We start from the raw sequence: 15,831 nt of genomic DNA on the forward strand, positions 1-15,831 counted from the left end.
ATCACAATATTGTTAGTCACACTTAATTAATCAATTGAATATCAACATCAACACCAGAAGCAAGGTTAATCTTTTTTAAAGCATCAACAGCTTGAGTAGTAGGGTGATTAATTACTAAAAGCCTTTTTTGAGTACGAATTTCAAACTGTTCTCTAGATTTCTTATCGACATGAGGAGACCTATTAACAGTAAATCTTTCGATTGACTTTGGTAAGGGTATAGGCCCACTAACATTTGCTCCAGCTCTTTTTATAGTAAATAGCATATCTTTAGTAGCTTTCTCAAGTAAACGATGATCAAAAGATCGCAATTTAATTCTTATTTTTTGATTATCCATTTTTACTTAAAACTAATTAACAACAACTTACAACTCATATGGGATATCACTACCTAAACATTGCACTACTACTACCAACATCCATGATTTAGTACGGATAATGATGCTACCAATTAACTAATAACTAAGAAAATAAACTTATACACCAAAATTCACTAGTTATCAAGAAAATATTGAAACACTAATATACTAAAACACTCAAGTCAAAAACTCTCTTAGCTATAGGTTAGTAAAATCAAAATCAAACAACTAATAATAATTACTAATCACTATACTCATTAGCCTACTTCAGGTTATAACTACCACAGACCACTATTTCAATATATTTAATACAACACCTGCTCCTACAGTTTTGCCTCCTTCTCTTATAGCAAATCTTAACCCTATGTCCATAGCGATAGGCACTATCAATTTTACTATAATTTTGGTATTATCCCCAGGCATTACCATCTGCACTCCTTCTGGTAAAACAATTTGCCCTGTAACATCAGTAGTACGAAAATAAAATTGAGGTCTATAATTCTCAACGAATGCGGTATGACGACCACCTTCTTCCTTTTGCAGAACATAAATTTCAGCTTCGAATTCTGTATGTGGAGTTATAGCCCCTGGTTTAGATAACACCTGACCTCTTTCAACATCTTCTCTCTTTATACCACGCAACAATATCCCTGCATTATCACCTGCAATTCCTTCATCCAAAATTTGTTTAAACATCTCTATTCCAGTACATGTAGTTTTTTGAGTTGGTCTGATACCTACCAACTCAATTTCATCACCAGATTTAATTTTTCCCTTTTCTATTCTTCCAGTTACTACTGTACCTCTACCCGGAATAGAAAAAATATCCTCTACAGGCATTACAAAACTTTTATCTTCTTCACGTACTGGTTGAGGAATGAATGAATCTATAGCATCCATCAACTCTTGAATACATTTATCATCTTTACCTTCTAACACCTGTAATGCGGACCCTCTAATAATAGGAGTTTTATCTCCAGGAAATCCATATTTTGAAAGCAATTCACTAATTTCCATTTCTACTATTTCTAGTAATTCTTCATCATCAACTTGATCGACTTTATTTAAAAACACAACAATTTGCGGTACACCAACTTGCCGTGCTAACAATATATGCTCCCTAGTTTGAGGCATAGGACCATCAGAAGCAGAAACCACTAATATAGCTCCATCCATCTGAGCAGCTCCTGTTATCATATTCTTTATATAATCAGCATGACCAGGACAATCCACATGAGCATAGTGTCTAGCTTTAGTTTCGTATTCTACATGAGCAGTTGAAATAGTGATGCCTCTTTCTTTCTCTTCAGGGGCGCTATCTATCTCATCATATTTCGTAGCATTCGCGTAACCTTGCTGTGCCAAAACTTTAGTAATTGCAGCAGTTAAAGAAGTCTTACCATGATCCACATGACCAATAGTACCAATATTACAATGAGGTTTAGTACGCTCAAATTTTTGTTTAGCCATAACTAACTTATACCATTAATTGAGTTATTTAAATATTTAATAACAACAAGCACAAAGTGTACAATTATCTAATTAATCAATAAAACTATAGTAACATAAACTAAATACCTATAAGGTTATATTATTAAATGACCACCGATTCAGATACTAAAACCTTCTGGAGCGAAATTTAACTTAGATATAATAACCCAAATAACAAGCAAGCATTTAGTAACCAACAAACAACATCCTTAATATCTAAGATAAGCACCAATAATGCTAAATACATCTAAACAAGATACCAAGTTACAATACAAAGTGTAAGAAAGAATCTATATAAATATTTTAATAGATCCAACTTAACCTTAAACTAAATATAAATCTGTTGCTATACAACTTATACCGAAGATAATAAGTTGGGCAAGAATAAATGTCAACCAAAATATATAAATAAAAAAATCAAAATATAACAAACATCACCATCAATTAGATACTGTTAAATACAACAACCAACCTAAACAAGGTAATACATTATATCTAAAACTCAATTATATAATGAGTGGAGCGAATGATGAGAATCGAACTCATATAACTAGCTTGGAAGGCTAGGGTTTTACCATTAAACTACACTCGCAAAATCAAGTAAATCAACAATCTGATTAGATATAATAAACACCAGCTAAATGTAACCCAACTCAAAATATGCACAAATCACTATTAATAGATCCCTAAATAACTGGTAATCCGCTTAATTGATCATATTTGCATTGCAAATTTGTTGAATTTTGGCATAATATCAAAATCAAGCTATTTTAGTTAATATCTGGTAATTTAGAACATAAAAAATACACAAACTGGTGGAGAGAGAAGGATTCGAACCCTCGAACGCAGATGCGGTCAGATTTACAGTCTGATGCCTTTAACCACTCGGCCATCTCTCCTTTTTTATTACAGATACAACACATACCTTGTATAACAAACTATAATTGATGTCAAGGATTTCCTGCAATTGATTAAGCCAATAAACTACTATGAAAAAAAATGCGTATAATAAAATTGCTACATATAATATGTACGGAAAACATGCTGTATTTGCTGCATTAAAAAACAGCAACAGAAAGATAAATAATATCTTTTGTACAAAAAATATTTATAACAAGCATTACGATACACTGAAAGAGTTTTCTGTAACGATAAATAATAACGAGCAACTAAATATAAAAACAGGTAATCAAAATATACATCAAGGTATTGTTGCAAACGTAAATCCACTATGCTCTAGCAATTTTGATTCTTTAGATATAAATCATAGTGAAATAGTAATTTTAGACCATATACAAGATCCACATAATCTAGGCAATATCATCAGAAGTAGCGCAGCATTCGGTATAAAAAATATTATTATTACTAATGACAATTCTACACCAGAAAATGCGTTAGTAGCAAAAGCAGCTTCAGGATGTTTAGAATCGATTAATATTATCAAAGTTGTTAATCTTAGAAATGCTATTATCAAGCTAAAGAAACTAAATTTTTGGATAATTGGATTAGATAATAAATCAAGTAAAGCTATAGAATTATATCAAATATCACCTATAAAAAAATATGCTATAATAATTGGATCAGAATTTAAAGGAGTAAGAAGGTTAACACTAAATTCATGCGATATAATAGCAAAAATTCCTATTATAAAAACAATAGAAAGCTTAAATGCAGCCAGCGCTGCTGCTATATCTCTATATCAACTCACTAACAAAAACAATAAATCAACATAACAGAATTTATAAAATATATGCTTATCCCAAAATGTAGCATAGATTGGATTGGACATCAATTATATATAGAGAATTTATATATAGAGAATCTTGTTGCTATCGACTCAAATATTTATTGATATCACACAATTGCTATGCAGATTAAAAAGGAGATATAATATCTAAAAACTGTGACATAGTAGTTGGCTGTTGTACATCACTTACTACGCCAACTCCACCGTAAGCAATTCTAGCCTCTGCAATTTTGTTTGAATTTATTGAATTATCACTAGTAATATCTTTAGGGCGCACTATGCCTACAACTCTAACCTGCCTTAATTCATAGTTCACCCTAATTTCTTGATTACCATGGATTACCAAATTACCATTTGGCAATATTTTGATTACAGTGGCTGCGATCTCAGTATTAATCTCTTCTTCACGTTCTATATTACCAGTACCTTTATGGTTATAATTAGTATTAGTATTTACCAGTTTTTTTGTATCAACTTTGTTGTTCCAAAATTTTTTCATAGCAAGTTCTGCACCAAACAGGTTAGTAATACCTAAGTCTTTTTTGGATGAGCGAAAATTTTTAGTTGAATTATTTAAACTAGCACTATCCTTAATTTGTACTATCACTCGTAAAATATCACCTGTATTCCAAGATTTATTATCCTGAAAGAACTGTACTGAACCACAACCCCACAAGGAGTTGGTATATTTAACACGATTTCTTCGTTTTGATTCTTGATGCGAAGCTAATTTTGAATCATTATTTTCCACTACAGACAAATTAGAAAAACTAGGAGCCTTACCTAACCTACTCAGCCTTTCTAATGTATCTGAACATGAGCACAAAAAAAATAATAAACTTACAAGATGAACTACTCTAAACATTTGATAACTACTGAGATATTTCTACTGTATTACTAGCTATAACCTTTGCAATTAGGATTTTACCAGAGCTATTGTTTTTAACTTTAATAATATCATCCATACTACCTGAAGCAAGTGCAGTGCCTGAAACTTTGAGGCTTATAGACCCAGAATTATACAATATATCCACTATATCTTTTGTTTTTACAAGATAAGGATTTCTTATATCATTGATTGTAAAAAATTTATTTGCAAAAATATCATGCGATGCTTGTTTTCCTACGATATCAATATCTTTGCATAGATATTCTTTTTTCAACTTAGACTGCCCCAATTTAACGTGAATTAAGTCTGATACATCTATAATACTACCAATTTTTATATGATGTTTAGATATTGGAATATTTTTTAATAACTCATAAGATCCTGAAATTTTAGATAAGACATCATCCTCATTATAGACAATAATTCTAAATTTTTGATTCGTCAAATCTATGTTATCCAACTTGATCTGCTTAAAATTATCTAAATATTTGTCGATATTTATATTAGATGTATATTTTAATAACATATCAACATCATTTTCTTCAAACTGACCCACTATCAATTTTTTCACCTCAGAATCTAATAAAGATTTACAAAAAACCTGAAATGGTGAAAGTAAAAAAATAATCAAATATACCAAAACACAAATATTTAACATATTATTAATCTCTATGATTTGATGCTATTCCTATCTTTAGAGATCTCATCCTGAACTCTAATCACCCTAAGATTCAATTCATATTCTCTTTGTGCAGTAATCAACTCTACCATTGCATTTGCTACAACAACATTTGATTTTTCTATGCAACCTTGTAAAAATTTTGATTCTAGATTTGCAATTTCGTTAGCTTCTCCAGAACCAGTAGTACTAACATACATGTTATCCCCTATACTCTCTAAACCATCCTCGTTTGCAAAATTAAAAAGCCTTAATTGCCCTAATTCGGTTACATTAACTGAATCAGTATCTTTCACTGTAATAGTACCCTGTCTAGAAATACTAATGTCTGATAAATTCACATCTGTAGCAATAGCAACATCATTGAGCAAAGTATAGCCTGAATTAGTTATGACAGACCCTGTACTAGAACGTTTAAAAGAACCGTCTCTAGTATATCCTACTCTACCGTTAGGTAAAGATATAGCAAAATATCCAGAACCCAAAATAGCAACATCTAAATTATTGTTGGTATTTTGCATTTTACCTTGTTGATAATTCCGAGTGATACCTACCACCTTGGCACCAGATCCAACCTGGATATTTACAGGCTTTAAATCTGAATTCTGAGATTCAGCTACACCTGAACGTTGTAATGTGTTATAAAACAAATCTGCGGTACGAACATGTGATTCTTTATATCCAGCAGAATTGATATTTGAGACATTATTAGCAATCGCAACAAGCCTAGCCTCTGCAGCGATAAGACCTGTGCTAGCTATACTCAATAACATATCCATATTCTTTACCTTTTTTATTTATTAATCTAGAATAATCTTATTATTCACAATTTTATTTTATTTGTAATTTATTCATCAAACTTCTATCTAATTGATTTAAGTCTGATATTAAACCATTAACATCACTTACAGATCTTTGTATTTCTATCATATCTTTCATAGAAATTGCAGAATTAACGTTAGAAGTTCTAAAGGCTCCAGATATTACCTGATAATCTTCACGCACTACCTCATCAACCCCGATATACATACTATCACCTTGTGCTACTAGAGAATTAATATCATCAAATGAAAACACCCCTACCTTATCTAAAGGATCATTATCTACAACAATAGTACCATCTTCACTAATTGAAATAGACTCAAACACATCTGGTAAGCTAATCACAGAATTCCCAACACTAGCATAGGGATATCCATGCACATTCACTAAAACTGCATTATTGTTAACTAGCATTCTGCCATCTAAAGTATAGCGAGGGCCATCAGGAGTCAGTAACTTAAAATAGTCATTATAATTCTTAGTAGCAATATCTAATGGCCTGTCAGTAGTTTTTAGATGCATCTGACGCTTTGAGAAATAATTACCAGATATTTGAACAAAAAAATTTCCATTTAATCTATTTGGACCAGAATAAGCAGGAGAAACCACATAGTTATAAGCAAAATTATTCTCTTGATACCCAGGAGTAGAAATATTTGCTACGTTATTTGCAATCAACTCTAATTGTCTATGCTTTACAATTTGGTTTGATAAACCAATATAAAAACTATTATTATTAGAAAGCACAATTTTCAAATCACAGCAAAATAGAGTAACAACAAGCCAAAAAACACAAAAATATTTTTTATGCATATATTTATACAGATCAATATCTCTTAAATCAAACACACGCTATGCGCTCCGTATACATCGCAGTACAAATGCTATAAAATAATTTACTACAGATCAATAAATTCATGCCTACTGTATCGAAATAATATCGTAATACACTATTACTGTAGTATATTTACATATATTTTTAGATTGTAAAATATACGAGCAGATTAATTAAACTTAGTATGATAGGAGATAATTTTAGAGTTTGACATATCATATATTAGTGATAGTATTACTGTTAAATATTAAGTCAACTCTGAAATATATCACATTCCTTTGTATATTTTGGATGTAGCTTAATTAACAGTGATAATAGACGGGGCATAGCACAGCTTGGTTAGTGTGTCTGGTTTGGGACCAGAAGGTCGTGAGTTCGAATCTCTCTGCCCCGACCATCTTTGGTAGCTGTATACCTTAAGGTATTAGATAATAGTTGCAGTAACGCAATATAGAATAAAACAACTCTCTGTTTGTATCAAATTAACCCGAATCATTTTCTATAATACATATATCAATGTTATGAATAAAAAAAGTTCAATATCATCAGAAGTCAGCCCATTAAGTGGAAATGAAATTAAAAAATTGGTAGTAATGTTACATGGGCTTGGCTCAGATGGTAATGATATGATTAGCATAGTACCGTTTTTTCAACAAGATATAACAGATGCTTTATTTTTTGCTCCAAATGGTATTGAAGCTTATGATGCTGGGAATTTTGGAATGCAGTGGTTTAGTGCTATAAATAAATCAGAGCATGCGATGCAACTGTTATTACAGAATAATATCTCAAAAATATATGAAATTATATCTAAAAAACAAGTAGAGTTATCTTTAACCAATAGAGAAACAATAATCATAGGATTTTCTCAAGGGAGCATGGTGGGGTTGTATCTAACACTGACACAACAAATGCCCTTTTTAGCTATGATAAGCTTTTCAGGCAAATTGATAACACCTAGAACCGTAACTAATCATATAACTCCAATATGTTTAATTCACGGAAGCACAGATAAAATTATTACTCCAGATCATACTAGTGCTACATCTGAATTTTTAAATAAATATAATATATATAATTCTAAATTGATTATTCCTAACTTAGGACATTCAATAGATTTTGAAGGAATAAATTTCGCGATAAAATTTCTGAATCTTATAAAATAGCTATTGATAATGCTATTGATAATGCTATTGACATTTAAATCTAATAGTCATAGAATGCGCCTTAGTTTTCTTAAATAATTCTATATTAGTCATCTTTCATTAGTATAAGTAAATTATCCATGATATTGTAGGAACTATTGCTAGAAACAAATAATAGGATAATAGCTATAATAATATTTTATGATAGAAAGTTAATATTTGTTGCACCCTTAGCTCAGCTGGATAGAGCAACGGATTTCTAATCCGTGGGTCAAAGGTTCAAATCCTTTAGGGTGCGCCACAGCTAGCTTGTATATGTTTAAATGTTATTGTTTCCTGTTCTGCAGGGCTATGATTGAAATGATAATGACACCTGTTATCAATTTTAGATCTGAAGCTGAAAACCCTAAGCTTAGCGCTAAAGATTGAGTTTGCTGATACAATAAAGAACCTAGAATAGGAACAAAAACTAATTTCTTTGTACTATCACTTCCGATAATTTGTTCTCCGAGCATCATAGCGGCTAGAGAATGGATTATAATACCGTTACCCATATTAATATCTATATAACCTTGTATTTGTACTACTAAAGCCCCAGACAATCCGCATAAAACATTAGCTAAAAACATTCCAAAAAATATATTTTTATTAATATGTACAGACTTCATTGAAGCAAAAATTGGGTTCAAACCTACTACCCTAAACCTTAATCCTTTTTCGGTATGCAAAAATAAATAAATGCCAATCATTATGAACAAATTTAATAATATCGAACATATGACCTGTATTAGAATACCCTCCGATAAGTTAGGGAATATTCTACTATAGCCGAAAAGTGAAATATTGGGTTTCCCCATTAGATGTAAATTAATACTATAAAATATACTGCTAGTAATAATACCTGCTAATAAGCTATTGACTTTATATTTTAAATGTAGAAATACTGTAATAATACTACTACATCCTGCAATAATAGATGATAAAACTAATGATAAAAATGGATGAAAATCTAGTAAAATTAGTACACCACATAAAACCGCACCAAAAGGATATGAGGCTTCAGCTGTCAGATCTGGTAAAGCTAGCAATTTAAAAGGTATAATGATGCCAGTAACCAAAATTGCAAGAGTAAGCCCTTGTAATATACTAGTAGGAACAAGAAAAATAAAATTTTGTATTACTAACATTTAGGGCTCCCATACAAATAATTTACTATATCTTGTGATTTAATGTTTTTCTTTGCACTAGCATTAATGTCAACTACTACACACCCAGAATCCATAACAATTAACCTATTACCATATTTTATTGCATAATCAATATTATGCGTAACCATTAATGTAGTAATTATATGTTTTTCAATTTGTTGGCTAGTATATTGCATTATTTTACTACTTGTACCAATATCTAAGGCACTTGTATGTTCATCAAGTAACAACAGTTTTGGAATAGGGTAAAGTGACATAAAGGTAGCGACTGCTTGCCTTTGCCCCAAAGATAAAATTGATATTTCATCCATCAAAAATTTTTCTAATCCTAACCCTAAATTTTTTATAGACTCTATAATTTTGTCTATATTTTTTTTATAAAATACAAATTTTGCATCTAATCCCCTAATATTGCTTACAGCAATATTTTCCAGCATACTCAATCCTGATACCGTACCTTTTGTCACATCTTGCGCTACCCCACTGATCATAGCAGACCTTTCACATAAAGATTTTTTATCAATTCTCTGAGTATCCAAAAAAATTTGACCAGAATCTAAAGAATATTCACCAGATATTATTTTCATCAAAGTTGATTTACCAGAACCATTATTACCAATAATTACTACAAACTCTCCTTTTGTGATGCTTAAATTAATGTTATTTAATACTATTGAACCAGCTTTAAAGGACTTTTTTACATTATATAGCTCTAACATATTAATCTACAATAAATATATTATCTAAGTTATTAGGGATATTAAATCCTATTTCTATAGCTTTTTGTTTACTAATAAAAGCTGTGTAATCAGATTTTTCTGGATATATTATCGGAATTGTTGAAACTGATTCTCCTATTAAAATTCTATTAACGATTTTTGCTACATTAAAACCAATATGCAAATAATCCACACCATAACTAGCGAAAGCATTATGTAGTTTTACATCTTCTCCGTTGAAATTAAAATGTGGTATCTTCATTAAATCAGCACTAGAAGCAATGGCGACAAGAGCTGATTGCACTACACCACTAGAGCCAGTATATAAGCAATCGACTTTATCTCTAAACATTATCATTCTGCTGAACGCATCCCTTGTATGATCCAACGAAACAGCAAGCAATTTTAATCCCAATTTTTGAGTAGCGGATTCTAGCATTTCAAGCATTGCAAAATCATTAGCTTCAGCAGTAGAGTACAGCACTCCAATATTTTTTGCTTTAGGTATCAACTTCAAAATATATTCTAATACTATAAATAGATCGTTCTTGTCTGAAGCTCCTGTTATATTATTATTGGAAGAACCATCAAAAGTTAACCCTGCAGTATCTGGATCTGTAACATTCGCAAATACAATAGGAATATCTTTTACCAAGTTCTTAGCTGCTTGCGCTACAGGAGTAGAAATCGCTATCAACACATCTGGCCTACTAGAAATGAGTTTAGTAATCATCTGCGTAATTGAAGAAATATCATAATTTACATCTGTGATCTCATATCTAATATTTTGATTTTCTTTGTAGCCTAATTTTTCTAAATTTGACTTAATACCACTAATAGTGTCAATCAAAGAAGAGTGAGGACCATAATTAGCAATTGCAATCAATGGAGTATTAACTCTATTTTCAGTAGAAATAATATATGGAATAAAAATTACTAATAAAACTACTAATGCTAAGCAATAAACAATTAATTTTTTATTTTTATGATATAGACTAAACATATAACGCACCATTAAATCAACATATTGACAAGAAACAACGAAAGATTAAAATTTCCAATGCAAGTGCCAGCTATGTATAATAAAATGGTAAGCCATGATTGTTATAAAACTAAGAAAATATGAAATATAATAAATGAAACAAAAAACTCTCTACCATATTTATAGCTTAATCAGAATAATCACAATTTTGCTTGTAATATCTCATTAACTATTTTAGGATCAGCCTTCCCTTGGAAATGCTTCATTACTTGCCCTACAAAAAAACCAAATAATTTAACTTTTCCATTTCTATAATCTTGTACTTCATCAGAAAACGAATCCAAAATGTTGTCTACTACAGAGGATATTTCTTCCTGATCTGAAATTTGTAATAATTTATACTCTTTTACTATCGCATTAGGATCCTTAGCAGTAGTAAACATAATATCGAATACCTGCTTAGCAATTTTCCCAGAAATCACATTATCCTTTAGTAGATGCAACATAGAATTGAGCATTTTAGGTGTTACATTACACTCTGCTATCGTAATAGAAGATTTATTAAGGCTAGCAAATAGTTCACCTATAATCCAATTTGCAATAATCTTAGGGTCAAGCACTGAATCCAAAACGGATTCAAAATAATTTGCTATAGCCAGATCTGCAGTTATAATTTTTGCATCTACGAAATTGATACCAAAATCTTGAACATATCTGGTAACTTTTTGTACAGGCAGTTCAGTAATAGTGCCACGGATAGATTCAACTAATTCTTCAGATACTTCAACGGGTAACAAATCAAAATCTTGAAAATATCTATAATCATTAACATCCTCTTTATTACGCATAACGCGCGTTGTCAGACTGATTGTATCAAATAACCTGGTTTCTTGTATTACTGAACCACCAGAATTAATGATATTAAACTGCCTTTCAGCTTCAAATTCTATAGCCTTCACTATATTACTAATAGAATTAATATTTTTAATTTCACAGCGTGTTCCAAGAGATGTATCTAACTTTCTCTTAATAGATATATTTACATCACACCTCAACGACCCTTCTTCCATATTTCCATCGCATGTACCTATGTATTGTAGAATGGAACGCAAATTTTTTACATATTCACTTGCCTCATAAGCAGACGAAATTAAAGGAGCACTAACTATTTCCATCAATCCTATTCCTGCACGATTAAAATCCAATTTAGTATAGCTATCATGATCATGAATACTCTTGCCGGCATCTTGTTCTAAATGGATACGTGGTATATCAATTTTTTTTTCAACCCCAGATTGGTCATAAATCATCAAATATGCGTGCTGCACTATAGGCAAATAAAATTGAGAAATTTGGTATCCTTGTGGTAAATCAGGATAAAAATAATGTTTTCTATCAAATATGGATTTATTATTAATATTTCCATTCAAAGCCAACCCAGTTTTAATAGCTTGGTGTACACAATATTCATTTAATACAGGCAATGTACCAGGCATGGCGACATCCAGCAAAGAAACACATGAATTGGGGATAGAGCCAAATTTCGTAGATGATTCTGAAAATAATTTGGATTTCGACAAAATTTGTGCATGAATTTCTATTCCTATAGTCAACTCAAATTCAGACCTATCAAAATTAAGGGATCCCATACGAAAAACTATTTTCCTATACTAAAAACAAATATATTTTTGTAACAAACATCATAATAATGGAAGATACAAGACTTAATTACAATATCAAAAATATCATAAAAATACCTATAGCACCAAATAGCATTAATTACAAAAACAAACGAAGTCTGAATATCTTAAATCAAGTATAACTTAAGCACCTAAAATAATACAAACAAATAAAACACGTTATAAAAAAACAAGATACACTCAGTCAAACATACAACAACAAACGCTGAGTCATATAAAAAAACACCTTAACGCTTAGAGAACTGAGTGCTTTTACGCGCTTTATGTTTACCATATTTTTTTCTTTCAACTATACGAGTATCCCTTGTCAAATAACCCATAGAGGATAAAGTAGGACGCAAATCAGGTAACATAGCAAGTAAAGACTTAGCAATTCCATGTATTATAGCATCAGCCTGACCTGTTGTACCACCACCTTTCACGGTACATTTGATATCATATTGGCCATTAAAACCTAAATCTGAAAAAACCTGCATTATACTCTTAACATATAACTCACGTGAAAAATATTCTATTAAATTCTTATTATTCACTACAACATTACCAGAACCAGGCTTGACCCAAACTCTGGAGATAGCATTTTTTCTTTTACCAGTACCATAACCGACATCATTATTAACGGTAGCAACACCACTAACATCACCAGTACCACCTGCATCAGCGAAAGATAATTTTTCTTCTGTAGGCTCTATACTAGTTTCCTGTACATTATTCATACTAAAACTTCACTCATTATAAATTATTGTTTTTAGAATTTTTAGGATTCATAGCAGCAAAATCATAAAATTTCGGAACTTGAGCCTGATGTGGGTGATCTGGGCCAGAATATATATGTAAATCCTTTAGTTGGTTTCTACCTAAGACTGTCTTAGGAAGCATGCGCTTAACTGACATTTCAAGTAACCTTTCAGGAAATTTTGAAGATAAAATACCAAGAGCAGTATTAGACTTAATACCTCCTGGATATCCTGTATGATGATAATAAATCTTTCCAGATTTACCATCTAGTTTTTTACCTGACAAATGAATTTTTTTTGCATTTACCACTACTATACAATCCCCACAATCCATATGCGGAGTGAACATAGATTTATGCTTTCCTCTCAATAACAGTGCTATAACACTAGATAACCTACCTAACACCAACTTATCAGCATCTATTAAGAACCAAGATTTTTTTATGTCTGACAATTTAGCAGAATAACTCTTCATCTAACACCTATACTAATTCCTACTGACCTAACTCACCTACAGATTATCGAAATACTAAATACAGAAACCTATCCAATTTTTATATAGATAACTACATTATACATATGAGATATATCTCCAGCTGTATACAAAGATCATCACGCAAAGCAGTTTAATAAGATTTTGGAAAGAAGTCAATAGACTTAGCAGATAAAAAATTAATACTTGTAAAGTTAAATAGAAAAATCAATCCAGTAAACAAAATAACTTACTATCTAAGGTAGGTATTACCTAATAATTATCATTATTGAGTATGTAGAAATTCTAAGATATGCTGCAGAACTTGTTTGACCAAACACATATAATCACTACAATGATATTATCATAAATAATTCATCTGATTAGCACTAGCTTTCTTATTATTCAATAATATATCCAACAATCTGTTTTGTTATTGCTTGTACAAATTACTTATATATTTTATCAATATACCTTATCTGGATACAGAAATTCTTTAGAATTCACTTCAACAGATTTATATATACTTATATCACTAATACTAAAACTATTTAATTATCTAATGGAGGTAATTAAAAATAATTTGGACAAATTTAGTAACATTATCGTTAGTAATTAATGCCATAATAACCTCTATAGCGATAAGTACTATTATAATTATTTCAAGTCTTGTAGAATGCTTATAATTAAGCTCATTAGATAAAACATTATATAATTCATAAATCATATTTAGCCTGTGATTTAGTATATTTTGCCTTACCTGTATATCTTGAAATTCTGCAGTCATCAAATACAGTGGCTCAAAACTAGGCCTACGCCAGAAAAATTCTGGTGTATCTAATATATCACTGTGTAAATTTACCAAATATCTTTCACTAAATAGTAACCCAATTTGCTTAGAGATTTCTTTCTTAGATAATTTTACACTTCCATTATCATAAAGATCCTTATGTATTGAATTTGTACTTTCTAATAAATTCGAAACAGATAATTCAAGGCTTTCCAGTTTAATGGATTGTGCTAAGGCATAAGAAATAGAAAGTTTAATAAAAACTGAATCTTGGTGTAAAATTATCTTATTCTGTTCTTCATCTATATATGTTTTGTTAGATTCATAATCATAATCGAAATATATAAAGTCTAGAAAAGAATCTTTCACTAGCCCTTCAGCAAAACTTGAGTATTCTTGTATTATTTCTCTTTCACTATCTTCACTACTTCCCCAAATAACTATACAACCAAAATCAAATACAAAGATTTCAACTGAAGCGATCTTAATATGTACAGCATCACCAAATATCTGAGAATGACAATTCTCTTTTTTATTCAAATATTTTACTAGATTTTTTAGGTCATAAAATTTTGATACACAATAAGAAGAACACCTCATATAATTTTTTGTTAATTAGACAAATATCAACACTGATTTAATATAAATACCACACTAGATACAGCGCTAATAATAAAATTATTACTACAAACTAGAACTATTATAGTTATATAAATCAATAACGAATTAATAACATGTTATGTTATAATCATCTCAAAGTATACAACAAATATTAAATTTACCTGGTCGATTTTGATGGATTCTCATCATGTTTAAGATGTTTAAGTGATTTTTACTTTAAGCTCTGAAATTTTGGATTAATCATATGCTGATATCGTACATGTCTCACTAAACTTTTACATATAGAAACAAATTTGGTTTTATCTTCAGGCGAAAAATAATTTTTCACATATTCTCTAATATTTGAAAGAAAGTTCCAAGAGAGATCCAATTGCTCAGAGTTAGATAAATTATTGAAATCAACATTATCCACACCAGAATTACAAGGTGAACGTAATATATCTTGTAACCTTTTCCTCAGTAACAAATCACTTATCACCCGAATTACGGCCCATAGAATAATAACTAAAAATACACCAAACAAAATCATCTAAATTAAGTTTGATCGCATAACACAACCAAAAATCTAACTAATTTTTCTAAAACACATTAAAATGAACTAATCAACCTCTAAATTAGACCATAAAAATACAGTGC

Annotated in this window: 16 protein-coding genes and 4 tRNA genes; 4 read left to right on the forward strand and 16 right to left on the reverse strand. The window is 30.4% G+C overall.

The annotated features are described in order from the left end of the window. Nucleotides 1–22 precede the first annotated feature (22 nt). The 4 genes from rpsJ to IHI24_RS03270 form a co-directional block, all read right to left on the reverse strand. Complete coding sequence (gene rpsJ / locus IHI24_RS03255; RefSeq protein WP_194966635.1) at nucleotides 23–337, reverse strand: 30S ribosomal protein S10; 315 nt, start codon at nucleotides 335–337, stop codon at nucleotides 23–25. Nucleotides 338–649: 312 nt separating this feature from the next. Beyond that, nucleotides 650–1,828, reverse strand: coding sequence for an elongation factor Tu (tuf, locus tag IHI24_RS03260; RefSeq protein ID WP_194966636.1), 1,179 nt, complete (start codon nucleotides 1,826–1,828; stop codon nucleotides 650–652). Between the two features lie 539 nt (nucleotides 1,829–2,367). After that, nucleotides 2,368–2,441, reverse strand: a tRNA-Gly gene (locus tag IHI24_RS03265). 221 nt (nucleotides 2,442–2,662) lie between these two features. Further along, nucleotides 2,663–2,748: transfer RNA gene (locus tag IHI24_RS03270), tRNA-Tyr, on the reverse strand. 90 nt (nucleotides 2,749–2,838) lie between these two features. Here IHI24_RS03270 and rlmB point away from each other — a divergent pair. After that, on the forward strand, nucleotides 2,839–3,582 hold the full coding sequence (rlmB, locus tag IHI24_RS03275; RefSeq protein ID WP_194966637.1) for a 23S rRNA (guanosine(2251)-2'-O)-methyltransferase RlmB: 744 nt from the start codon (nucleotides 2,839–2,841) through the stop codon (nucleotides 3,580–3,582). 141 nt (nucleotides 3,583–3,723) lie between these two features. On the opposite strand, the gene IHI24_RS03280 is transcribed toward rlmB, so the two are convergent. From IHI24_RS03280 to IHI24_RS03295, 4 genes are read right to left on the reverse strand one after another with little or no spacing between them, the layout of a single operon-like run. Further along, nucleotides 3,724–4,461 (reverse strand): flagellar basal body L-ring protein FlgH, encoded by a 738-nt coding sequence (locus IHI24_RS03280; protein WP_194966638.1) that lies wholly within the window; start codon nucleotides 4,459–4,461, stop codon nucleotides 3,724–3,726. A gap of 7 nt (nucleotides 4,462–4,468) precedes the next feature. Further along, nucleotides 4,469–5,143, reverse strand: a complete 675-nt coding sequence (gene flgA, locus IHI24_RS03285) for a flagellar basal body P-ring formation chaperone FlgA (RefSeq protein WP_194966639.1) — start codon at nucleotides 5,141–5,143, stop codon at nucleotides 4,469–4,471. A gap of 11 nt (nucleotides 5,144–5,154) precedes the next feature. Continuing rightward, nucleotides 5,155–5,943, reverse strand: a complete 789-nt coding sequence (locus tag IHI24_RS03290; RefSeq protein ID WP_194966640.1) for a flagellar hook-basal body protein — start codon at nucleotides 5,941–5,943, stop codon at nucleotides 5,155–5,157. A gap of 52 nt (nucleotides 5,944–5,995) precedes the next feature. Beyond that, nucleotides 5,996–6,835 (reverse strand): flagellar hook basal-body protein, encoded by an 840-nt coding sequence (locus IHI24_RS03295; protein WP_194966641.1) that lies wholly within the window; start codon nucleotides 6,833–6,835, stop codon nucleotides 5,996–5,998. Nucleotides 6,836–7,140: 305 nt separating this feature from the next. Between IHI24_RS03295 and IHI24_RS03300 the strand changes: the two genes are divergently transcribed. From IHI24_RS03300 to IHI24_RS03310, 3 genes are all read left to right on the forward strand, one after another. After that, a tRNA-Pro gene (locus IHI24_RS03300) sits at nucleotides 7,141–7,218 on the forward strand. 124 nt (nucleotides 7,219–7,342) lie between these two features. Then, the gene (locus IHI24_RS03305; RefSeq protein ID WP_194966642.1) at nucleotides 7,343–7,987 is read left to right on the forward strand and encodes an alpha/beta hydrolase; all 645 of its coding nucleotides are present in this window, start codon (nucleotides 7,343–7,345) and stop codon (nucleotides 7,985–7,987) included. Between the two features lie 203 nt (nucleotides 7,988–8,190). Next, nucleotides 8,191–8,267: transfer RNA gene (locus IHI24_RS03310), tRNA-Arg, on the forward strand. Nucleotides 8,268–8,292: 25 nt separating this feature from the next. Here IHI24_RS03310 and IHI24_RS03315 read toward each other — a convergent pair. The 8 genes from IHI24_RS03315 to IHI24_RS03350 all read right to left on the reverse strand — a co-directional run bounded on the left by IHI24_RS03315 (nucleotide 8,293) and on the right by IHI24_RS03350 (nucleotide 15,724). Further along, nucleotides 8,293–9,153, reverse strand: coding sequence for an ABC transporter permease (locus tag IHI24_RS03315; RefSeq protein WP_194966643.1), 861 nt, complete (start codon nucleotides 9,151–9,153; stop codon nucleotides 8,293–8,295). Continuing rightward, nucleotides 9,147–9,893 (reverse strand): ATP-binding cassette domain-containing protein, encoded by a 747-nt coding sequence (locus IHI24_RS03320; RefSeq protein ID WP_194966644.1) that lies wholly within the window; start codon nucleotides 9,891–9,893, stop codon nucleotides 9,147–9,149. Before IHI24_RS03320 ends, IHI24_RS03315 begins: the two co-directional genes overlap by 7 nt. Nucleotide 9,894: 1 nt before the next feature. Beyond that, a complete protein-coding gene (locus tag IHI24_RS03325) occupies nucleotides 9,895–10,896 on the reverse strand; it encodes an ABC transporter substrate-binding protein (protein ID WP_194966645.1) in 1,002 nt (333 codons plus the stop codon). A 179-nt stretch (nucleotides 10,897–11,075) separates the two neighbouring features. Then, entirely contained in the window at nucleotides 11,076–12,524 is a 1,449-nt protein-coding gene (gene gatB / locus IHI24_RS03330; protein WP_194966646.1) for an Asp-tRNA(Asn)/Glu-tRNA(Gln) amidotransferase subunit GatB, read from the reverse strand. Between the two features lie 278 nt (nucleotides 12,525–12,802). Further along, complete coding sequence (gene rpsI, locus IHI24_RS03335) at nucleotides 12,803–13,291, reverse strand: 30S ribosomal protein S9 (protein ID WP_194966647.1); 489 nt, start codon at nucleotides 13,289–13,291, stop codon at nucleotides 12,803–12,805. Nucleotides 13,292–13,307: 16 nt separating this feature from the next. Next, on the reverse strand, nucleotides 13,308–13,787 hold the full coding sequence (gene rplM / locus IHI24_RS03340) for a 50S ribosomal protein L13 (protein WP_194966648.1): 480 nt from the start codon (nucleotides 13,785–13,787) through the stop codon (nucleotides 13,308–13,310). Nucleotides 13,788–14,343: 556 nt separating this feature from the next. Further along, nucleotides 14,344–15,174, reverse strand: a complete 831-nt coding sequence (locus IHI24_RS03345; protein WP_194966649.1) for an RMD1 family protein — start codon at nucleotides 15,172–15,174, stop codon at nucleotides 14,344–14,346. 232 nt (nucleotides 15,175–15,406) lie between these two features. After that, nucleotides 15,407–15,724 carry a hypothetical protein gene (locus IHI24_RS03350; RefSeq protein WP_194966650.1) on the reverse strand — a complete coding sequence of 106 codons (318 nt, stop codon included), beginning with the start codon at nucleotides 15,722–15,724 and terminating at the stop codon, nucleotides 15,407–15,409. Nucleotides 15,725–15,831: the final 107 nt, after the last annotated feature.

Origin of the sequence: Rickettsia endosymbiont of Cardiosporidium cionae (assembly GCF_015476335.1) — a bacterium.
Lineage (GTDB): Bacteria > Pseudomonadota > Alphaproteobacteria > Rickettsiales > Rickettsiaceae > JADHZC01.